This is a genomic window from Ktedonobacter sp. SOSP1-85 (genome assembly GCF_016587415.1).
Taxonomy (GTDB): Bacteria; Chloroflexota; Ktedonobacteria; order Ktedonobacterales; family Ktedonobacteraceae; genus Ktedonobacter.
This window is the reverse complement of record NZ_BNJI01000001.1, coordinates 5,925,286-5,946,765: the sequence shown is the minus strand read 5'-3', so window position 1 is coordinate 5,946,765 and position 21,480 is coordinate 5,925,286. Positions and strand designations below refer to the sequence as shown.

At 55.7% G+C, this 21,480-nt stretch carries 21 protein-coding genes and 1 tRNA gene; 14 read left to right on the top strand and 8 right to left on the bottom strand.

Annotation, left to right across the window (positions count from 1 at the left end; genetic code table 11):
• Positions 1-203 precede the first annotated feature (203 nt).
• A complete protein-coding gene (locus tag KTE_RS24865; RefSeq protein WP_201385741.1) occupies positions 204-1,499 on the bottom strand; it encodes an O-acetylhomoserine aminocarboxypropyltransferase/cysteine synthase family protein in 1,296 nt (431 codons plus the stop codon).
• Between the two features lie 195 nt (positions 1,500-1,694).
• Between KTE_RS24865 and KTE_RS48955 the strand changes: the two genes are divergently transcribed.
• The 4 genes from KTE_RS48955 (at position 1,695) to KTE_RS24850 (ending at position 3,897) form a co-directional block, all read left to right on the top strand.
• Positions 1,695-1,817, top strand: coding sequence for a hypothetical protein (locus KTE_RS48955; protein ID WP_255552942.1), 123 nt, complete (start codon positions 1,695-1,697; stop codon positions 1,815-1,817).
• A gap of 88 nt (positions 1,818-1,905) precedes the next feature.
• Positions 1,906-2,430: a CoA-binding protein gene (locus tag KTE_RS24860; RefSeq protein ID WP_201385739.1), complete on the top strand. Its 525-nt coding sequence runs from the start codon at positions 1,906-1,908 to the stop codon at positions 2,428-2,430.
• Between the two features lie 72 nt (positions 2,431-2,502).
• Positions 2,503-3,015 (top strand): nucleoside deaminase, encoded by a 513-nt coding sequence (locus KTE_RS24855; RefSeq protein ID WP_201385737.1) that lies wholly within the window; start codon positions 2,503-2,505, stop codon positions 3,013-3,015.
• 27 nt (positions 3,016-3,042) lie between these two features.
• On the top strand, positions 3,043-3,897 hold the full coding sequence (locus tag KTE_RS24850; RefSeq protein WP_201385736.1) for a hypothetical protein: 855 nt from the start codon (positions 3,043-3,045) through the stop codon (positions 3,895-3,897).
• A 63-nt stretch (positions 3,898-3,960) separates the two neighbouring features.
• On the opposite strand, the gene KTE_RS24845 is transcribed toward KTE_RS24850, so the two are convergent.
• From KTE_RS24845 to KTE_RS24835, 3 genes are all read right to left on the bottom strand, one after another.
• Positions 3,961-4,173: a hypothetical protein gene (locus tag KTE_RS24845; RefSeq protein ID WP_201385735.1), complete on the bottom strand. Its 213-nt coding sequence runs from the start codon at positions 4,171-4,173 to the stop codon at positions 3,961-3,963.
• 244 nt (positions 4,174-4,417) lie between these two features.
• On the bottom strand, positions 4,418-5,431 hold the full coding sequence (locus KTE_RS24840) for a Gfo/Idh/MocA family protein (RefSeq protein ID WP_201385734.1): 1,014 nt from the start codon (positions 5,429-5,431) through the stop codon (positions 4,418-4,420).
• Positions 5,432-5,459: 28 nt separating this feature from the next.
• Entirely contained in the window at positions 5,460-6,233 is a 774-nt protein-coding gene (locus tag KTE_RS24835) for a metal ABC transporter ATP-binding protein (protein ID WP_201385733.1), read from the bottom strand.
• 320 nt (positions 6,234-6,553) lie between these two features.
• On the opposite strand from KTE_RS24835, the gene KTE_RS24830 reads away from it, so the two are divergent.
• Positions 6,554-7,348: an LLM class F420-dependent oxidoreductase gene (locus tag KTE_RS24830; protein ID WP_201385732.1), complete on the top strand. Its 795-nt coding sequence runs from the start codon at positions 6,554-6,556 to the stop codon at positions 7,346-7,348.
• Positions 7,349-7,447: 99 nt separating this feature from the next.
• Here KTE_RS24830 and KTE_RS24825 read toward each other — a convergent pair whose 3' ends face one another.
• Both KTE_RS24825 and KTE_RS24820 read right to left on the bottom strand, forming a co-directional pair.
• Positions 7,448-8,116 carry a DUF4870 domain-containing protein gene (locus tag KTE_RS24825; protein WP_201385729.1) on the bottom strand — a complete coding sequence of 223 codons (669 nt, stop codon included), beginning with the start codon at positions 8,114-8,116 and terminating at the stop codon, positions 7,448-7,450.
• Positions 8,117-8,394: 278 nt separating this feature from the next.
• Positions 8,395-8,472 (bottom strand) — tRNA-His (locus tag KTE_RS24820).
• 292 nt (positions 8,473-8,764) lie between these two features.
• On the opposite strand from KTE_RS24820, the gene epsC reads away from it, so the two are divergent.
• A complete protein-coding gene (epsC, locus tag KTE_RS24815; RefSeq protein ID WP_201385727.1) occupies positions 8,765-9,496 on the top strand; it encodes a serine O-acetyltransferase EpsC in 732 nt (243 codons plus the stop codon).
• A gap of 41 nt (positions 9,497-9,537) precedes the next feature.
• Here the strand turns inward: epsC and KTE_RS24810 are convergent, their stop codons facing one another.
• Positions 9,538-10,470, bottom strand: a complete 933-nt coding sequence (locus tag KTE_RS24810) for a nucleoside hydrolase (RefSeq protein ID WP_201385725.1) — start codon at positions 10,468-10,470, stop codon at positions 9,538-9,540.
• 313 nt (positions 10,471-10,783) lie between these two features.
• Here KTE_RS24810 and KTE_RS24805 point away from each other — a divergent pair, with 313 nt between their 5' ends.
• The 8 genes from KTE_RS24805 (at position 10,784) to KTE_RS24770 (ending at position 19,789) form a co-directional block, all read left to right on the top strand.
• Complete coding sequence (locus tag KTE_RS24805) at positions 10,784-11,986, top strand: 6-phosphofructokinase (RefSeq protein ID WP_201385723.1); 1,203 nt, start codon at positions 10,784-10,786, stop codon at positions 11,984-11,986.
• 2 nt (positions 11,987-11,988) lie between these two features.
• Entirely contained in the window at positions 11,989-13,164 is a 1,176-nt protein-coding gene (locus tag KTE_RS24800) for a phosphopentomutase (protein ID WP_374226824.1), read from the top strand.
• An 89-nt stretch (positions 13,165-13,253) separates the two neighbouring features.
• On the top strand, positions 13,254-13,841 hold the full coding sequence (locus KTE_RS24795; protein ID WP_201385718.1) for a GNAT family N-acetyltransferase: 588 nt from the start codon (positions 13,254-13,256) through the stop codon (positions 13,839-13,841).
• A 110-nt stretch (positions 13,842-13,951) separates the two neighbouring features.
• Entirely contained in the window at positions 13,952-15,310 is a 1,359-nt protein-coding gene (gene manB / locus KTE_RS24790) for a phosphomannomutase/phosphoglucomutase (RefSeq protein WP_201385716.1), read from the top strand.
• Between the two features lie 255 nt (positions 15,311-15,565).
• A complete protein-coding gene (sucC, locus tag KTE_RS24785; RefSeq protein ID WP_201385708.1) occupies positions 15,566-16,708 on the top strand; it encodes an ADP-forming succinate--CoA ligase subunit beta in 1,143 nt (380 codons plus the stop codon).
• Between the two features lie 15 nt (positions 16,709-16,723).
• On the top strand, positions 16,724-17,596 hold the full coding sequence (sucD, locus tag KTE_RS24780) for a succinate--CoA ligase subunit alpha (protein ID WP_201368547.1): 873 nt from the start codon (positions 16,724-16,726) through the stop codon (positions 17,594-17,596).
• Positions 17,597-17,743: 147 nt separating this feature from the next.
• Complete coding sequence (locus KTE_RS24775) at positions 17,744-18,904, top strand: histone deacetylase (protein ID WP_201385706.1); 1,161 nt, start codon at positions 17,744-17,746, stop codon at positions 18,902-18,904.
• Between the two features lie 6 nt (positions 18,905-18,910).
• Positions 18,911-19,789, top strand: a complete 879-nt coding sequence (locus KTE_RS24770; RefSeq protein WP_201385704.1) for a GNAT family N-acetyltransferase — start codon at positions 18,911-18,913, stop codon at positions 19,787-19,789.
• A gap of 165 nt (positions 19,790-19,954) precedes the next feature.
• Here KTE_RS24770 and iscB read toward each other — a convergent pair whose 3' ends face one another.
• Positions 19,955-21,253 carry an RNA-guided endonuclease IscB gene (gene iscB / locus KTE_RS24765; protein ID WP_201385701.1) on the bottom strand — a complete coding sequence of 433 codons (1,299 nt, stop codon included), beginning with the start codon at positions 21,251-21,253 and terminating at the stop codon, positions 19,955-19,957.
• Positions 21,254-21,480 lie beyond the last annotated feature (227 nt).

The window sequence follows — 21,480 nt, the reverse complement described above, 5'->3', positions numbered from 1 at the left end:
TGGCAGGTTGACTGAAAAAAGATAGCCGTGCCTTGAGCACGGATAATATGAGGTAGCCGATTATCTCTATCTACATAAGTTTATCACAATTCTTTGCGTCGCTGTATACAAGTAGCCGCGTACGCCAGTAGCGGGCCTGCTCCTGGCGTACGCGGCTACTGAGTGAGGCCGCATGGGAACGAAGGCGTGAGAGTGCGCCGCCTCTAAAGAGTGCCGCGCAGGGCCTGGTCGAGGTCCCAGAGGATATCCTCGACGTTCTCGATGCCGATGGAGAGGCGGATCAGGTCTGGGGTCACGCCGCCCGCGAGCTGGTTTTCCTCGGAGAGCTGCTGATGAGTCGTGCTGGCGGGATGAATGACCAGGCTACGCGCATCGCCAACGTTCGCCAGGTGCGAGAGAAGCTTTACGCTATTGATCAGCTTTTTGCCCGCCTCGTAGCCGCCTTTGACGCCAAAGGTGAAGACAGCACCCGCGCCACGCGGCAGGTACTTCTGCGCCAGTTCATACGAGGGATCATCTTTCAGGCCAGGATAGCGCACCCAGTCCACGGCGGGATGCTCATGCAGGAACTCGGCCACGCGCTGGGCATTGGCACAATGACGCTCCATGCGCAGCGAGAGCGTTTCAAGGCCCTGGAGCAGCAAAAAGGAGTTGAAGGGGCTAAGCGCGGCCCCCGTATCACGCACAGTCTCCACGCGGAGCTTCATACAAAAGCAAAAATCGCCAAAAGTTTCGTAGAAGCGCACGCCGTGGTAACCGGGCGAGGGATCGACGATATGCGCAAACTTCCCGTTGTCCCAGGGGAACTTCCCCGATTCGACCACTACGCCCGCGATAGAGGTGCCATGGCCGCCAATAAACTTGGTGGCCGAATGCACGACGATATCCGCGCCATGCTCGAAGGGGCGACAGAGGTAGGGCGTCCCAAAGGTATTGTCTACGACCAGGGGAACACCAACCTCGTGCGCGATAGCCGCCACGGCCTCTATATCGAGCACATCGCCACGAGGATTGCCGATGGTCTCCCCGTAAAAGGCACGTGTCCTGGGCGTAACAGCCCGGCGGAAGTTCTCGGCATCATTACTATCAACAAAGATAGTGTTGACACCCCAGGCGCGTAGCGTGATATCAAACTGCGTATGCGTGCCACCATAAAGGTAGCTGGAGGCCACAATTTCATCGCCGGGACGCAAGAGCGTCATCATTGTCGCCATTTGGGCCGCCATACCCGAGGCGGTCGCCACGGCCCCTGTCCCGCCTTCCAGGGACGCGATACGCTCCTCAAACACAGCGGTTGTCGGATTCATGATACGGGTATAGATATTGCCGAAACGTTGCAGGGCAAAGAGGTGCGCGGCATGATCGGTATCGTCAAAGACATAGGACGTCGTCTGGTAGATGGGAACCGCGCGGGCGCCAGTCGTCGGATCGGGTCGCTGGCCCGCGTGCACGGAGAGGGTATCGAAACCAAAGACGTGATCGCCATCAATCTCAGGCATGAGAGAAACCTCCAATAAGATAGAGAGAAGCCAATAAGTTCTTTGTCTTGTAGCTGTTCTTCACATCCTACAACTATGCCAGCAACATGAGCAAATCTTTTTCTGACACAAATAGCCATATTTTATACATGCGCTCTATTCTCGTCTAAAACGCTATAGCAGCAAAAACACGATTTCATGTTAAGGAGAAAAATAATGTCACTGGGTATATCCCTTTTCGCGGGTATTGTCGCGCTTATCTATGTTGTCTTTGGACTATTGCTCCTCGTCCTGGTTATTCTGGCGATTCTGGCTTTGCTTAAATATCTGCGCAGTTAATAGGGGTAGCTTGTGATCACTCGCTACGCGGGCTACAATAAGGAGGCGAGATCACACAAGTTAGCAAGCAGAGAGGAGAGGCAGCAGCATGAGCATGGCGCAATCCAGGGAGAACTCCGTTCCCATACCCGATATGTATGAGCGTCTACGCATTTTGCAGCAGTATAAGCATATTGCCATCGTGGGCGTTTCCGCAGACCCCTACCGCCCAAGCCATTTTGTGGCGATCTATATGCAGGCGGAGGGATATGATATTATCCCCATCAATCCACGCTACGCGGGGAAGACCCTGCTCGGCAAGCGCGTGTATGCCTCGTTGAAGGAGGCCAGGGAAGCCGGGGAAACGATTGAGATTGTAGATGTCTTCCGTAAGCCTGCCGATACGCCCCCCATCGCGCGCGAGGCGATTGAGATTGGGGCCAAAGTGCTATGGTTACAACTTGGAGTGCGCAATGATGAGGCGGGCGAGATCGCGCGAGCCGCGGGATTGACCTTTGTCCAGGATCGCTGTGTGAAGATAGAGCACGCACGCTTCTTTGGCGGACTGCATACAGTAGGATTAAACACAGGAGTCATTCTCTCACGCAAACTGGAGGAGCCGAAACAGGGCTAAAGGCCTCAGCCAGAGAGAGTCAGCAGGGATGCATGTTATGTCACGACCTCGAACCACAGAAGGGAGACCTACATGCAACCAGGATATAACAGCATCAGCTCAGTGGATGAGAAGATGATGGCAAGGACGCTGGCATATGCGAACGCCGCACTGGATAAAGGGAGCGTAGGTATCGCGGCCCTGCTCAGTTGCGGAGACGAGATCCTGGACCTGGAGCATAACCAGTTTCGAGAGACTGGGGATGCGACCGACCATGCGGAGATGGTTGTCCTGCGCCGCATGGCACGCTACCTCTCACAGCTTAACGAGGAGGAGAAACGCGAATTGACGCTCTATAGCTCGCTAGAGCCGTGCCTGATGTGTATGGCGGCTATCTCATTCGCGGGCCTCAAGCGCGTCGTCTTCTCGGCCTATAACGCCGATGGCACCGACGAGGTGACGGTAGCGCGTGGCTTGACTTCCGAGCAGGTCAACCAGGCGCTCACGCGAGGGCCGCTAACCTTGCTTGGCGGCGTCCAGCGCGAGGAAGGCAGAGGGATCCTGGCGCGGATGGGAAAACTGCGTGCCAGCGTCCCAGCCGACTAGCCAGTAGCAACGATCGGAGCAAAGGATATGGGCGCGGAACGCTTCTCTGCCGCAGACATGGCGCGTGAACGGCTGGCGCGCCAGGACCAGTTCGAGATCATGCTGCGCCGCCAGGGATGGCACCTCATCAGGCACAAGCCAGTGTACACCGATCCACGCGTCATTCGCCTCTACCTCAATCAGGAGCTCGAACCCGACGAGCGAGCCAGGCGCTTCTACGAGTCGTTTGGCGATAACACCTTTCGCAAACTATTGCGCCATATCTTCTTCCACAAAAGTAGCTCCTATGCTGACCTCAAACGCATGTGCGCGGGAGAACAGAAGCTCGAACAAAACCTGGCACGCTTGCAGGAGGATCACCTGGTCACGCATGATGGGATGCTCTATCACAAAAGTCCGGCCTACAAGCACATTGATAATCTGGGGCCAACACTCGAATGGTATATCGCTGAATGGTTTCGCGATTGGCTCCAGGTACCGGCGCGGCATGGCGTCGCACTTAAAGGGGTAGCGGACGGAGGCGACCTGGACGTTGTGGCCTTTGTGGATAGCATCCGCGTAATGGTGGAGTCTAAATCGGGTAGCCCCAACCAGATCACAGAGAACGAACTACGCCTGTTTCTACGGCGCGCAGCCGACTTTAATCCAGAGATCGCGGTGCTCTTGATCGATACGGAGAGCAGTATCGACCGCCAGGTAGAGATACTCAACAGACTACGGGCAGGCGGTGACCCACTGACACCCCAGGACAATCACCACAGCCTCTTCTGGGGGGCGCGCCACATTTATGTCATCAATGCCCATCCTGGCCTTGGGGACGCGCTCTCGGCGGTGCTACGGCTCTATTATTCGCGCATCCGCCACATGTCCTTTTTTCAATGAAGCATGAGAAAAGCCAGGGGTACCTGCCCTGGCTTCTCCCGTTATTTGCAGAATGAAGGAGTACTACAATGATGCATCCGGGTCAGACGAAGAGTCAGTCGTCCCCTGAGCCTGCTGTTCCTGTATCTGTTGAAGCGTCTCGCGATACGCACTAAGCAAATCCAGTAACCCCAAGGCCTCCTGCGCGCTGATATCAAAGGCGATGCCAGATATGTGCCTGAGGGTAACTCCCTGTTCCTGGACCTGAGCGCGATACCGTCCAATAATCGCTTCCATAAATCCTCCCATACTTCGCATAGAGCGAGCGGAGCACCTGCACCAGAAAGGGCCGCTCTTAACATCCAACTACAACAAACTCCCCACTCTATAAGACGAATAAAGTGGCGGAATTTAGTTATTTGATTTGATTAAAATGCATTTTAGTCTTTCTGACTTATAAGTTTGCTTTAGATGCACAAGAAAAAGCTTGTGCTTTACTTCACAAGCTTAATTCAGGGGCATTGCTAGCAAAAATGATTGGCTATAGGATGGGCCAATCGTGACCGGCTGACTCATAGATAGCCTCAATGGTGGCCATATTCTCCAGAGTCTCGCTCAGGCTGCGCACTGGCTCCTGACCGTTGCGGATGCAATCGGCGAAGTGCTCGACCTCGATCTGGTATTGATCCACCATGGGGAATTTGCGCTCGTTCATCTGCCCATTCTTCATGGCGAAAACGATACCCTCCATATTGCGTGGCGTAAAGGGCACGGGAATGGTGATCGAACCCTCGTCACCAATGATCTCCACCGACTGGCGCATGGGCAGCTCAAAGCTGGAGTCAATCAGGCCGTAGCGTCCCTCACCAAAGTCGAGAATAGCGTTCATCGCCATATCCACACCACCAAATTTTTCGACATGGACGCGCGCCGCAACAGAGGCGGGAGGTTGACCATAGACAGCACGACAGAGATTGACGGTATAGCAGCCTACATCCATAAGCGAGCCCCCAGCCAGCTCAGGTTGAATACGAATGTTCTCCACACGCCCGCGAATATCAAAAGCAAAGGAGGCCCGTACCAGGCGCACCTGGCCAATCTCACCAGCCTGCACGCGCTCCAGCGTCCACTCAATCTGTGGATGGAAGCGATACATAAAGGCCTCCATGAGCAGACGATCATTGGCCTGAGCGGCCTCAACCATCTCGCGCGCCTCTTCCTCCGTCACGGCCAGGGGCTTCTCACACAGCACATGCTTCCCCGCCTCCAGCGCCTTGATGGTCCATTCAGCGTGCAGGCTATTGGGCAGAGGGATATAGACCGCCTCGATCTCTTCATCATCGAGAATATCCTGGTAGCTGCCATAGATGCGGGTCGTGGGCGAGAAGGCGTAGAGGTCCGCCGCACGCCGAGGATCACGGCTCCCCACGGCGGCCAGGATGCCATTGCGCGAGGCCTGAATAGCGGGCGAAACGGCTTTCGCGCCGATGTTGGCGGCACTGATCACACCCCAGCGAACGGGACGGGTGTTAGCAGGCGACTGAGCTTGCTGCATAGTAACGATCTATTCCTTTCAGGTAAACCTATACCTCGGCGCCCACAACAAAGATGCGGTCGAGGGCATGGACGACTTCAACGGGAGCCTTATAGAGCTTGCTCAGGTTCTCGCTGGTAATCACCTCGCCAGGCGTCCCAATCAAGCTCTGCCCATTCGCGATATAGACAATGCGGTCCAGCGCTGGCAGGAGCGGATTGACATCGTGAGCGACGAGCAGGACCGTAACGCCACGCGAGCGGCAGACGTTGCCCACGAGGGTAACAATATCTTGCTGGCGCGCGATATCGAGGCTGGCCAGGGGTTCGTCTAGAAGCAGGATACGAGGATTAGTTAACAGAGCCTGGGCGATCAAGAGGCGCTGCTGCTCGCCACCAGAGAGCTGGCCAACGGGGGCATTGGCATAGCGCAGGGCATCGACCTCTTCAAGCGCCTGGTCAATGATAGCGTCGCGCTTGCGGTTGGGCAGGCCAAAGCCCCAGCGGTTTCCATCCAAGCCGAAACCTACCAGGTCGCGGGCGCGCAGGGCCAGGTCGCCCTCGACCGTACGATGCTGAGGAGCATAACCGATCTCTTTATTGCCGCTACGAGGCGCACGACCCAGCACGCGAATCTCGCCAGCGGTGGGTTGAATAAGCCCCAGCAGCATCTTGAACAGGGTACTCTTACCTGCCCCGTTCGGACCTAGCACGACAACAAACTCCCCCTGCTGGATAGCCATATTGGCATCTCGTAAAATAACACGCTTGCCAAAGGATAAAGCAACGTGCTGTAAAGTAATAACTGGCTCCGCTATCGTCACGTCTCATACTCCCGCACATAGTTCTAACTGATACATTGTCTCTCTAGCCATAGTAACACATGGGCAGATGCAGGTCAACAAACAGAGTTGTAGTCTTCGCGCCTGCGGCGCTCAGGGGTAAAGAGGTGTGGGTGGCAAACGGCGATGCCGTTTGCCACCCACACCTCTTTACCCCTCGGCTCGCTATGCTCGCCTAGGCAGATGGCAAGGGAGAACTGGAAGACCCTGAGAAAAAGTAAAGAAACTTGCGGTCATGCTGGATGTGTGTCTACAATAGATTGATTAGTATCTATACTACAATTAGAGGAGCTTAAGTAAACATGGCACAGACAAAATATGGCCATCAGATTCGTACCGGCGTGCAGATGCACCCGCAGCATACCAGCTACGAGGACTACGCAAATGGTGTACGCCGTTTCGACGAGATGGGTGTTGATAGTATCTTTAACTGGGACCATTTCTTCCCGCTCTATGGCGACCCACAGGGCAACCACTTTGAGGGCTGGACGCTGCTCACCGCTATGGCGACCCTGACCAGCCGCGCGAAGATCGGCTGCCTGGTAACCTGCAATACCTATCGCAATCCCGCTCTGCTGGCGAATATGGCCAAAACGGTAGACCATATCAGCAATGGGCGTGTCATTCTGGGCCTGGGTGCAGGCTGGTTTGAGCGCGACTACAAAGAGTTTGGCTATGACTTTGGCACGGCTGGCAGCCGCCTCCAGGCGCTTGAAGAGGCCGTTCCCACCATTCTGCATCGCTGGGAAGCCGACGTGCCCAAGCCTATTCAGCAGCCCATTCCTTTGCTGATCGGTGGTGGCGGCGAGAAGAAAACGCTACGCATCACCGCCAAATACGCCAATATCTGGCATGGCTTCGGCGATACCGCGACCTTGCAGCATAAAATGGAGGTCCTGGACAACTGGTGTAAAGAAGTGGGCCGCAACCCCAACGAGATTGAGCGCTCAAGTGCGGTCAGCGCTGACTTCAAAGAAGAGGACCTGGACGCTCTCGTAGAGACGGGTGTCACGCATCTCATCATGGGTATGCAGACTCCCTGGAACTATGAGGCAGTCGAGCGCCTCATTCGCTGGCGCGACAGCCGCCAGAGTTAATAAGCAGCGGGGTAAAAAAAGATGCCCTCGCAGCCAATGGCTGCGAGGGCATCTTTTTTTACCCCGCTGCTTGGGATATAAGAACTATTTGAGAGAAAACTATTTGACCGTTGGGACTGGAGACGGCTCAACCCCAGAGAGGCGGGCGGCAAAATGCCCAAAGATGGGAATCTTGTAGTATTTTCCGCTTGCCGCCATCGCGATACAGAGCAGCCAGCCCACAAAGGCCACGACATTGATGAGCAGAAAGGCCAGGAAGATTCCCAGGGCAAAGAAGCCATGGGCATAAGGGACATGGCTCCAGATGCGCAAGCCAAAGCCGCCAAACACAAACATAAAGAAGTCGGCAATGTTGAGAAAGCCGAAGAAGAGCAGGGATTGCAGGGCATGGAAGCGCACATATTTGTTCTCGAAGCCGAAGAAGAGCAGCAACAGGCCCGAGAACCAGCCCCCTAGATAGCTGAGCACAGCCGCGAAACGCGAGCCACTGGACTCACCCACCTTTATAAAGACCGGCTGCCAGCCGTAGAGAACGTAGCCCTGTTGCCCCGCTGGCGGGCGCAGTGGTTGCATCACCTGGGGGCCATCAAACGCTGGACGTGGTGACTCATGCGAGGGAGGAAGGTCACGCATTGTCTGATTCATGGGTGGCACATGGCTCTGATCGATTGGCTCTGGCTGGAGATGCTCCGCTTCGCTCGCATAACCGCTTTCATACATATGCTGGGCTGACGCGCTTTCGCGATATGAGTTTTGTTCCCAAGACATACAATTTGCTCCTGATATTTATACTCACCTGATGTACAAGATTTTGGCTTGGCCACTTGCGCCTGCGGCGCTCGCTCTGGTTGGTGGTGCGGGTTGGCAGCCTGCGGCTGCCAACCCGCACCACCAACCAGGTCATTAATGTCTGTCTGGTGTATTGGTGAAAGTATAGTCTGGGGATGTCTCAGGTCTATCGCGAAGATGTCGCAAAATTGTCGCAATGAACGACAAAAAGAGGTAATTTAAAACCCGGGATAGTGCTTTGACTATCCCGGGTTTCTTGGGGGTGACCGATGGGGCTTGAACCCACAACCGCTGGAGCCACAATCCAGAGCTCTGCCGATTGAGCTACGGCCACCATATTGTGTTCGTGTTTCTCAACACGTCGTCAGTATACCGGAGCACTTGCGAATTGTCAATAGGTTTGCCGCACTTTTTTACGATATCGAGAGAGAGAGAGAGAAAATCTGCGTCCCCTTGACAAGACCTGACTCCTGCCATACACTCAATTTCAAAGGAAGATCTATCAGAGTTGATAGCACAACCACACATAGCAGTGCCAGATATCGGCAAGCCAGTAGGCATTATAGAACAGGGCAAGAAAGATCTATCCCAAAAAGATTTATCCAGACAGAAAAGGATCAAAATGCTATGTCCCAGGGACCCAGAAGCTTATCGGAGGATACTCAGATAGGTCAGCAGCAGCCATACGAAACTGATTTGTCCCAGTTGCCACAATTGCCCCCAGGCATTGTTATTGCCGCCCCCTCCCAGACACCGCGGAGGCGCACCGCCTGGCCTGATGATATTGATGTGATCTTCGAGAAAGATCCAGCCTGCCGTAACATTATCGAGGCATTGACCTACCCTGGTCTCTGGGCTATTTTTTATCATCGTATCGCCCATGCCCTCCACAAGGTACACATCCCCATCTTGCCACGCCTCATCTCGCAGTTTGCGCGCATAATTACGGGTGGCATTGAGATCCATCCCGGAGCACAGATTGGCAAACGCTTTTTTATCGATCACGGCGCGGGTGTTGTCATCGGCGAGACGGCTGTCATCGGCGATAATGTGATGCTCTATCACCAGGTGACGCTGGGCGCGACTGGCTGGTGGAGACCCAGCCCGGGTCGTAAGCAGAAGCGCCACCCCTCCATTGAGGATGATGTCACGATTGGCGTAGGCGCGGCGGTCCTGGGTCCCATCACGATTGGACGCGGCAGCAAGATTGGCGCCATGGCGCTGGTACTCGAATCGGTCTCGCCGAATTCTGTAGTAGCCGCCAAACCAGCCGAGCTGCTGATGAAAGGGGGCGCTCCCCTTGAGAAGCACGAGGAGCTCACGCAAGGCTGGAACGGCGAAATGGATTATCAAATTTAATTTGTAAGGGGACACCCCTTAGACCCCGCCCTCCGGGAGTTTTAATCATAAGTGAGTAAGGTGTTGATGGTGAGATCCCAGAAGTGGGAGACGTTAAGGCTGTAGCCGACGCGGGCGTTGGGTGGGAGTTGGATCTTACCGTAGACATCGCAGATGGTGCGACCAGCGCTCCACTCCCCTCCAGTCTCAATCTCAACGCGGATATCGTGGCCTTCGATGATGGCTGGATTGATGACGGCGGCAACAGCACAGGGATCATGGACGGGGGGCGCAGAGAAGCCGAAAACCTGCTCATAGGTATCCGCAAAGAAGGCCAGGAGATCGGCGGCGAAGTTGGCAACGCGGCGCCCGGAAGAGCGTAGGCGGCGCATGATCTCCTTAGTTGCCAGCGCCTGGTGCGTGACCTCCAGGGGAATCATGGTAATAGGGCGACCACACTGAAATACCTTCTGTGCCGCTTCGGGATCAAACCAGATATTAAACTCGGCGGCTGGGGTCACGTTGCCCAGGCCGATGGCTCCCCCCATAATAGAGATGGCTTTGATGTTGCGGGCAATGTGCGGCGAGCGCTCCAGGGCTGTGGCAATATTAGTTAAAGGGCCGGTTGCCACCAGGGTAATCGGCTCCTCTGCTCTGAGCAGCAGGTCGATGAGCAGGTCGACCGCGTGCATACGCACCAGCGACATAACAGGTTCGGGCATATCAGGACCATCCAGGCCCGTTTCACCATGAATATCAGCGGCAAAGCCGGGGGCGCGTACCAGGGGCTTCTCCATCCCTCTCGCGACTGGAATATGATGCAGGCCCGCCAGCGAACAGACTTTTAAGGCGTTACGCGAGGTCTTCTCGACCGCCTGGTTGCCCGCGACAGTCGTCACAGCCAGGAGTTCTAGCTGGGGATGATGGGCGGCCAGTAAGAGCGCGATTGCATCATCATGGCCAGGATCACAGTCAAGAATTATTTTCTCTTTCACGCGTATTTCCCCCTTCTTGCCTAAGATCTTATTCCGAAACCTAACGCCACTTGCGTGTCTAGCGCTTCCCCATTCGGGGGCAAGCGGTGGCACGGCAAGCACGCTCAGGGTTCGGAAAAGAAGTAATCGATCTTTCTCAAGAAACGCAGCGCGAGTCTCCTCTTTGCATACTAGCATGCGAGCAAGAATAAAGACAAGGCGAAACTCTACCCTCGACGCTCGCCCCCTGAACTTGTTATAATGGCCTTGCGAGAGGTGCTCAAGCAGGGCATTTCCTGAGTTTAAATGTAAGGTAATCTATTGGGGGTAAGCATTGGTTTCTGGCAATCTGCTTATTGGTCAATCGGGCGGCGCAACCGCCGTTATTAATGCAAGCCTCGTAGGCGCAGTCGAGGCGGCATTAGCAGACACGCGTATCGCTGGCATCTATGGGATGCATTATGGAATCGCGGGTCTATTGCAAGAAGACTTTATTGATCTGCGTCAACAAGATGCGGGCCTCTGGCCTCAGCTCCTACATACACCATCTGCCGCGCTTGGCTCGTGTCGCTACAAGCTACAAGAACAAGATATTGAGCGAGCTTTAGATATTTTTCGCCGTTACGATATTCGCTATCTCCTCTATATTGGTGGAAATGATTCCGCCGATACAGCCCATCGCCTGGCGCAGGCGGCCCACCATACCGGGTATGAATTTTACGCCATCAGCATTCCAAAGACCATCGATAATGATCTCCCTTTTACCGATCACTGTCCCGGCTATGGGAGTGCCGCGCGCTTCATCGCAGCGGCGACGCAAGACTCAACCATGAACACCCTCTCCATGCCAGGGCATTATCCCATCAAGATTATCGAAACTATGGGACGCAATGCGGGTTGGCTGGCAGCGGCCTCAACGCTAGGCAAACACGATGAGGCTGATGCGCCCCATATCGTGCTCATTCCCGAACAGGCCTTTCACGAGGAGCGCTTCCTGACCCAGGTTGAGGAGGCATATAGGCGTTATGGCTATGTCGTCATCGTGGCCTCGGAGGCGTTGCGCAATGAGAAAGGGGAGGCGCTGGGCGCGGCCGCGCAGGCGGGTGTCGACGCCTTTCAACATCCCTTGCTTAGCGGAACCGCACAAACTCTGGTAGAATTAATAAAGCAACAATTACAACTACGAGCGCGCTTCGACAAACCGGGCGATTTCCAGCGTATGTCTTCGCAGTACGTCTCACCAACGGATCGGCAGGAGGCGTACCTTGTGGGACAGAAGGCGCTAGAGGCGGCATTGCGCGGGGAGAGCGATAAAATGGTGACGCTGGTGCGGCATGATACGCCGGCCTATCACTGTACTACAGGTCTGGTTGAGCTTGGAGAGATCGCGAACGTGCAGCGCCTCATTCCTGACGCCTATTTTGATGCGAGTACAGCAATGGTTACGCATGCATTTCACACCTACGCGCAGCCGCTCATCGGCGAGTCGCTACCGCGTTATGCATGCCTGGATACGACAAAGGTGATTTCATTATGAGCATACTCAAACGAGCTGTCGTCATCGTCTTAGATGGTGTAGGAGCAGGAGCCAATTCAGATAGTGCAACCTATGGAGACGAGGGAGCCAGTTCACTGGAGCACTGCGCGCAGGCCATCGGTGGCCTGGAGCTACCCAACCTGGGGCGCATTGGACTGGGCAACATCACGCCTATCCAGGGCACACCACCCCAGGAACAGGCCCTGGGCGCATTTGGACGCCTGAACGAGACCGCCGCGGGCAAAGACAGCGTCGCGGGACACTGGGAGCTTATGGGAGCCGTTCTCCAGCGACCGCTGCCCACCTATCCCCAAGGTTTTCCGGCTGAGCTTGTCGCCGCCTTTGAAGAGGCCAGTGGACACAAAGTCATTGGCAACAAGGTCGCCTCGGGAACCGAGATCATTAAAGAACTGGGCGAAGAGCATGTGCGTACCGGGTGGCCCATCCTCTACACCTCGGCAGATAGCGTCTTCCAGATCGCGGCCCACCAGGAGGTCATTCCTCTGGAGGAGCTTTATCGCATCTGCCAGGTTGGACGCAATATGCTGACAGGCGAGAACGCCGTGGGCCGGGTCATCGCGCGCCCCTTTATTGGCACATCCGGCAATTTCAAGCGGACCGAGCACAGGCGCGACTTCGCCCTGGAGCCAGTCGGCACCACCCTGCTTGACCTGCTTAAAGAAAGCGGGCGCGATGTGATTGGCATTGGCAAGATTGAAGACCTCTTCGCGGGCCGGGGCCTGACCGCGCGCGATCACACGGAGACGAATCAAGAAGGGATGGCCGCGACCCTGCGCTGGCTTGAGCGAGACTTTTATGGTCTACTCTTCGTGAATCTGGTAGAATTTGATATGTTATGGGGACACCGTCGCGATAGCCAGGGATACGCGCAAGCGCTACGCGATGTAGACGCGTGGTTCGGCAAGGTGCAGCGGGTACTGCGTCCCGAAGACGCGATCTTCTTCGCCGCTGACCACGGTGTCGATCCAACCTATCGTGGTACCGACCATACCCGGGAATGTGTGCCCCTGCTCGCCTACGGCAAGCCAATTCGCGCCGGAGTAGATCTGGGAACCCGGTCCTCCATGGCCGACCTTGGGCAGACATTGGCCGAGAACTTTGGGGTTGGCCCACTGGCGGCAGGAACCAGCTTTGCGCGTGAAATCGGGCTAGCATAACGTGCCAGCAGGGAGTCCAAGCAAGCTTGGACCCTACAAACTGGCGGTCATACCACTTAGGGACGAGGACAAGGAACTCCGGAGAAACCATGACAGAACTACAACGCGACAATCGAGTAAGCAGCACACCTATTCTGCATGGAGAACGCATTACACTACGCCCACCAATGATGCAGGATGCACGCAACGTCTTTCATTGGGAGCGCGACGACGAGGTATGGCGCTTTGACCCACACCGACCCTACTCGCGCACTATGGCTGAATTTCTCCCTGTTTTTGAACGCAATTATGTGCGAGGAAATGGGCGGCAATTCTGGTTTATTATTGAAGATGATAAAAAGACGCCTATTGGCACCATTACGTACTTCAATCTCGATTATCGAAGTGGCCAGGTAGAGGTCGGCCTGGGAATTGGCAATAAACAGAGTTGGGGCAAGGGATATGGGCGCGAGGCGATTTACACACTCGTCAATCATCTCTTTACCCTACCCTTCCTGGCACGCATCTATGCGGAGACGGCTCTTGCCAATCTTCCAGCACGAAAGGCCTTCACCCGTAGCCACTTTACCGAGGTCGGACAGATCTATGATCCGCGCAGTTCTGGCGATCCCTGGGTTCTTGTTGAAATCCTACGCCATGACTGGGAGCGCCTATATACTAAGCAACCCCCCAAATAGACCCAACACGATGGAGAGGTCTGACATCCAGGCCAATATGCTCCGACGTGATAGATAGAGAAAGGAGACGTGCAGGGCAAATCCATACTACCTCCCTGCACGGCACAATTATGAGTACAAAGACTAATGTCAACCCCGCCATCTTCGGGGCCTATGACATTCGAGGCATCTACGGCGAGGCCCTCACCGATGAGGCCGTCTATGCAATCGGACGCGCGGCGGGCCAGTATCTAAATGTTCCTGAAATCGCGGTCGGGCGCGACATGCGTCTCTCCTCACCACAACTGGCGGAGAACCTGATCCGTGGACTGACCGACCAGGGTGTCAATGTTATCGACCTGGGCATGGTGACGACGGACGCGCTCTATTTCGCCGTGGGTAAATTTAATTATCCCGCAGGCGTTATGATCACCGCCTCGCACAATCCCGGCAAGTACAACGGCATGAAGTTCTGCCGCGCGATGGCTTATCCTATTAGCCGTGACACTGGACTAAGCGATATCCGCGACCTGGCCGTGAGCGGTGAGTTTGCCGAGCCTGCACACAAGGGCGAGGTCAGCCAGCGCGACATCATCGACGACTATGTCCAGCACGCCCTCTCCTTCATCGACGTGAAGAAGATTCGCCCACTCAAGATCGTCGCCGATGCGGGTAATGGCATGGCTGGCCTGGTGTTGCCACGTGTCTTCAAACACCTCCCCTGCGAGCTGGTTCCCCTCTACTTTGAGCTGGATGGCTCCTTCCCCCATCATCCCGCCAGCCCAATCGAGCCAGAGAACATGGTAGATGTGCAGCAAAAAGTACGCGAGACGCATGCCGACATGGGCGTGGCCTTCGATGGCGATGCCGACCGCATGTTCCCCGTCGATGAGCATGGCGACCTGGTTGATGGCTCCATGGTCACCCTGGCCGTGACTAACAGCCTGCTGCACAAATCCCCCGGCTCGACCATCCTCTACAACCTCATCGTCTCCAAGGCGGTGCCAGAACTGGTCGAGAAGCTGGGTGGCAAATCGGGCCGTACCCGCGTGGGACACTCCTTCATCAAGGCCCAGATGCGCGAAGAGAACGCCATCTTCGGTGGCGAACACTCTGGACACTTCTACTTCCGCGACAACTGGTACGCCGACTCTGGCCTGATCGCCTTCCTGATCATGCTAGAGCTGGTCTCCGTCGAGAACAAACCGCTCTCCGAGAGCATCAAGCCCCTCGACGTCTACTACCGCAGTGGTGAGATCAACAGCACCGTCAGCGACGTCAAGGCCAAGATCGAGCAGGTCAAGGAACACTTTAGCAAGCAGGCCCAGTCGTTTGACACCCTCGACGGTATCAGCGCTGACTACGGCGACTGGTGGTTCAACGTGCGTGGCTCCAACACCGAGCCCCTGCTGCGCCTGAACCTTGAGGCAAAGACCCAGGCCCTCATGGAACAAAAACGCGACGAAGTCCTCGCCGTTATCCGGGGGTAATTACCTACACTCAGCATAAAAAAGGCGCCGGGTGTTTACCCGGCGCCTTTTTTATGCTGAGTGTAGACATATAATGGGTATCACTACGGGGAAGAGAGTCGAGAGGGCATACAAGCGCTTGCAGGCGCAACCCATCCTTGACACCTTTTCTGTGAAGTGCTAGCATAAACTTCAGTTGCATCAACCTACTCCTTGTCTCTCTTCTCCAGGGGGGCAGTCAATATGTGGAAGCAAGCGTATTAAGGAGCAATTATTTTGAAGATCCACGAATATCAGGCCAAAGAAGTCCTGGCTCGTTACGGCATTCCGGTTCAGCCCGGCAAAGTCGCACACACGCCAGAAGAGGCCGAAACTATTGCCCGCGAACTTGACGGGCCCGTTGTCATCAAAGCCCAGGTCTACGTTGGTGGACGTGGTAAGGCGGGTGGCATCCAGTTTGGCGACACTCCAGAAGAGGCTCGCGACTCCGCGGCACGAGTACTGGGCATGAACATTAAGGGATTGACCGTAGATAAGGTTCTTGTAACCTCCAAGATCGATATTAAAGAAGAGTACTACCTGGGCATCGTGCATGACCGCAAGTCACAGACTCCTGTGGTCATGGTCTCGAAAGAGGGCGGTATCGATATCGAAGAGGTCGCTGCAACTCATCCCGAAAAAATTATTAAATATCCTATAGATATGCACTGGGGGCTGCGCCCCTTTGAGGCCCTCAATATCGTCACCGAGGCTGGACTCCCTACCAAGGCCCTCCGTCCCGCAGCCGCTATCCTCGCCAACCTCGCCAAGGCCTATATCGGTTCCGACGCGCAGCTGGCTGAGATCAACCCCCTGGCCCTGACCGCAGATGGCAAGGTCCTGGCCGCAGACGCGAAAATATTGATCGACGATAACGCGCTCTACCGCCAGAAAGAGATTGCCTCCTGGTCCGAGCCAGAAGACGCCAACCCCATTGAGTTCGAGGCCAAGCAGGCAGGCCTGACCTATGTCAAGCTGGATGGCGACGTCGGTATCATTGGTAACGGCGCAGGCCTGGTTATGACCACGCTCGACATGGTTGCCCGTTCCGGCGGCAAGCCCGCGAACTTCCTGGATATCGGTGGTGGCGCCAAGGCCGAGGTCATGTACAAGGCTCTGACCTTCGTCGCACGCGACCCCCAGGTCAAGGGTATCCTCGTCAACATCTTCGGCGGCATTACGCGTGGCGAAGAGGTAGCCCGTGGCGTGATTATGGCGCAGGGAGAGCTGCCCAAGGGTATGCCGATTGTCGTTCGCCTCTCCGGCACAGGCGCCGAAGAGGGCCGAGCCCTGCTGAAAGACGCGGGACTCGACTGGGGTCAGGATATGCGTGACTCCGCGCAGAAGATTGTCGCCGCCATTAACGGGCTTGACAAGTAGAGAAGGGTAGCAGCAATGAGCATTCTACTGGATAAAAGCACGCGCGTCATCGTGCAAGGCATTACCGGGCGTGAGGGTCAGTACCACACCCATAATATGATCGCGGCAGGCACGACCGTTGTTGGCGGCGTCACTCCTGGTAAAGGTGGCCAGGAGGTCGAGGGCGTTCCCGTTTTTGATACCGTGGCCCAGGCCAAGGCCCGGACCGACGCCAATGCCACCTGCATCTTCGTGCCACCCGCGGGCGCGGCTGACGCCATCGAAGAGGCAGCCTACGCAGGCATCGAACTGATCGTCTGCATCACCGAGGGCATTCCAGTTGTGGATATGACCCGCGCGATCCTGGCGGTACGCGAGAAGGGCGCGACCCTGATTGGCCCTAACTGCCCAGGACTCTGCACACCAGGCCATGGTAAGATCGGCATCATCCCTTACGGCATGTTTACACCCGGACCTGTCGGCTTCATCTCGCGCTCTGGCACCCTGACCTATGAAGTGGTCTCGCTGCTCACCAACGAGGGCCTGGGTCAGTCGACCTGCATCGGCATCGGTGGTGACCCCATCATCGGCTCAACCTTCGCGGACTACCTCAAGCGCTTCGACGAGGATCCTCAGACTGAGGTCGTCGTCATGTGTGGCGAGATCGGTGGTAGCGACGAAGAGGATGCCGCCGAGTATATCAGAACCCAGATGAAGAAGCCCGTGGTGGCCTTCATCTCCGGGCGCACGGCCCCTCCAGGAAAACGCATGGGCCATGCGGGCGCGATTGTCTCGGGCAATACCGGGACCGCGCAAGGCAAGGTTGAGGCGCTTCAGGCCGCCGGTGTTCCCGTCGCGGACACCATCTTTGATGTGCCAGCCCTTGTCAAAAAGGTGTTAAGCAAGTAATATTCCTGAAGGATACTCTTTGCGAGGAGTATTCTATAAACAGAGAATAGCTAACACCGTAATAGAACACGCACAAAGCATTCTGTGATGCCCACTATTAGGCGCGCATCACAGAATGCTTCGTCAATGAGGAATGGACTTTATCCTATGACCACGGCCTTTATTTATGATCCAATCTTTTTAGAGCACATTACGCCCGAGCAGCACCCAGAGCGCCCACAGCGCCTCGACGAGTCGATGCAGTTATTGCAGGCCCTCAAGTGGTTTGAGCGTGATGACCTGGTGCAACTCCAACCGCGTGCCGCAACGGTGGACGAGTTGGCGACGGTGCATGAGCGGGAATATATCCAGGAGGTGGAGGCGGCTAGCAAGAAAGCGGCGGAAATAGAGGCCTCCGGTGGTCGCAATACGCAATTCTTCGCAACCGATACCTATGTCTCCGCTAAAACCTATGAGACCGCGCTGAAAGCGGCTGGCGCCCCTCTGACCGCCATTGACGCCCTGCTCAAGGGCGAGATTAAAAACGCCTACTGCCTCGTACGCCCTCCGGGCCATCACGCGGTCGCAGAATCGGCGATGGGCTTTTGTATCTTCAATAATGTCGCGGTCGCCGCGCGCTACGCCCTGGAGAAGCATGGGCTGGAGCGCGTCATGATTATTGACTATGATGTGCATCATGGCAACGGCACCCAGGAAATGTTCTACAACGATCCCCGTGTGCTGTACTTCTCCGTCCACCAGGCTCCCTTCTATCCAGGGACCGGCGCCTCAACCGAGCTGGGCGAGGGCGAAGGCCTGGGCACAACGATCAATGTCCCGCTGCCAGCACGCACGGGTTTCCATGTCTATGACTCCATCTTCCGCCAGGTCATGGTCCCCGCCATGGATCGCTTTGATCCACAACTGATCCTTGTCTCGGCGGGCTTTGATGCGCACTGGGACGACCCAATTGGCGACATGTACCTCTCGACCGCGGCCTTCTACCAGTTGAACCGCGTCATTCTGGAATATGCCGAGAGGATCTGTGATGGACGCGTCATCATGGTCCAGGAGGGTGGCTATAGCATTAGCGCACTTGAGAACTGTGTCGCGACCTCCATCAACCAGCTCATGGGTGGCGAGGCCGCCATTGACGACCTGGGACCCGCCCCCGATATGACCTACCAGATCAATATCGATGTCTTGATCTCAGAACTCAGGCGCATCCATAACCTGACCGGCTATCGTGTACGCCGTAAGCCAAAGCCAGATATTGAGCGCCTGCGCCGCGAGGTTAAGGGGCCGTCCGCCGACGAAGAGAAAGCTTGAGGACGCATGTCAACCGACTCCAGGCATATTCGGCTCTTAACACCAGCCGATGTCCCGCAGGTTGAGCGCCTGATTCGCTCCTCCGAATACATCTATCAGCGCTTCACCCCGGAGGAGCTACCACTCCTGATCGAGCGCTACCCGGCTGTGGGAGACCTACATAACTCATCACTGCATGGCTTTCTCATCTCGCAGATCACCAATCCGCCTATTGCCTGGATAGGCGGATTTGGCGTCAGTTGGAGCGAGAGCAAATACTATATCTCCATCCTCGATAACCTCATTGAAGACCTCAACACACATCTGCGGGCACGGGGAGCGCAGGCGCTGTATTATTCCGGCAATGACATGGAGCAGGACTGGCTCCGCCCCCTCCTGCTGGCGCGCGGCTTTCAGCCCTACTGTCAGCTCTATGCCTACGACAAGTATGACTATACGATACCCACCTCCGGGAATACACGCGTCACCGTGCGCACGGTGCAGCTAGGAACTGGACTTGAGGATGATACCTCCGCCCTGCTCGCCATCGAGGAGCTCTGCTTTGATGAGCTCTGGCGCTATGACGCGACCGCCTTCCGCGACATCGCCAATTCCCATCCCTACTTTGTCGTCGCCGAGCAGAATGGGCAGGTCGTCGGCTACCAGTTTAATACCGTCGAGGCCGACTATGGCTACCTGGTACGCATCGCGGTCCACCCCGCCTTTGAGCGCCAGGGGATCGGGGCACGCCTGATGGCCGAGGCGGTACGCTTTTTCGCCAGTGAGCGCGTCACACGCATCATGCTCAACACCGAGGAGCAGAACACCCACGCGCACCGCCTCTATGAGTGGTTTGGTTTTATTCGCCTGGCCCAGCGTGGCTTTGTGTTGCGTCAGGCGCTTTAGTTCGCCAGAGTAATGAGAGATGCGTTGCCCGCTGCCAGCCTTCGGCTGGCAGCGGGCAACGCATCTCTCATTACTCTCTATTTTTTTATAGGGGGAGCGGCGAGAAAACCACGAGGTCTTCAGCCTCGTGGTTTTCTCGCCGCTTTTACCTTGACTCTCAATGAGCTACCATCTTGTATCCTGACTTACAGACAAAGATGAAATGGGGGAACAAGAGGGATGGAGCATGGGTCTTTGTGTCATCATCCATGAGGAACGTGCGCTCACTCGCTTCATCTTGTCAAACTTGGGGATTGGCTTCAATGCGACCTTATTCCCAGAGATATCCATCAAGATGGCATATCCGGTCGACATTCTGCCCTTGATAAAGTGCTCCTTACCCAGGTAACGCACCTTGTCAAACTTGCGGAATCCCTTGATCTTGCCTGTAGTAATCCTTTGCTCGCTTCGCACCCCTTTTGTTTGTTGATAGTCCCCATCAGAAACGCAGCGTTTTGAGAGCACACTGGTTGTGCAAAATGTTGGGTTCACCCCTCGTGTTGCGATCATCGTTGCATCAAAGATATGCTCTTTGGGCAGCCCTGCCAGGAGGCGGTGTTCTTTCGTGACAAATCCCCACGTTTCCTCAGCCTCAACACGCTTGAGCAACTGAACACGGATGCTGTTCATCTGCGTCGCGTGTCGTAACGTTCCTCTTTTCTTGCCAGCGCGTTTGAGCGTGATGGTTCCCGCATGCAGACTATCATGGCAGGTTTTGCAGAGCGTTACTAAATTGGCCTCCTCATCACTGCCGTTCTGGCTACGGAAGATGATGTGATGCACTTCAAGTCGTGTCTCCTTTGATTTCCCCTTGCAGTGCTGGCAGGTGTAGTCATCACGCGTGAGCACATAGGCTTTGGTATTGGCAAAACCGTAGTTAATGCCCTTCTGGTAGAGCCACTTCTTTTGGAGAACTTCAGGGTTCTTGAGAGCGTGAGGGTCAAAGGTTCCTGTTTCCAGCACCATAGATGTGATAGGCAAGAGCGACCGGACAAAGCGGATTTCTCGCAGATGAGCATCGAACTTGCTTCTCATGGTTGGGGAGAAACGTCCTTGCTGCATGGAATGCTTGCGATTGAGCCAGCGTGCAGGACGATAGCGTGTTTTGCGGTTGCGGCGATTGCGGCGTGCTCTGGCCCGTTCTTTCATCGTCTCGGCGATATCATTGCGTATCTGGACCTCTGAGAGAGAGAGAACCGATCCACGCGCATTGGAGACGGCTGATCCGAGAACGGAACTGCCTGTATCGACCCCGTGCGTCAATGCTTGCGCGTAGATTTGCTCTGGTGGCGCCAGGAGTTGGATGGTAAAGGGCGTTCTCGATTTCACCCTGGCTTTGCCTTGCTTGAGTAATAAACGGGCAATGACTGGCTGACAGGGCATCAATGGGACGCTGTCAGGGGTGAGCACATATACAACGTTCATTGAATGGAATCCTTTCGGAAAATGCTCCGGCAAGCGCCGGGTGGTGCGTATCCCCTCGCTATGACCACGAAGGGAATCCGACTTCATCTCGACAGTGTTCAAAAGGCTTTTTGCACCTGAATCACCGGACCTTTCCTCAGTCCTACTTAAACTCAGGCGACAGAGCAGCGGTCTGATGCGTCAACCGCAGGTGTCATGACCTTTCAAACGGTCTCATCATTTCTGAT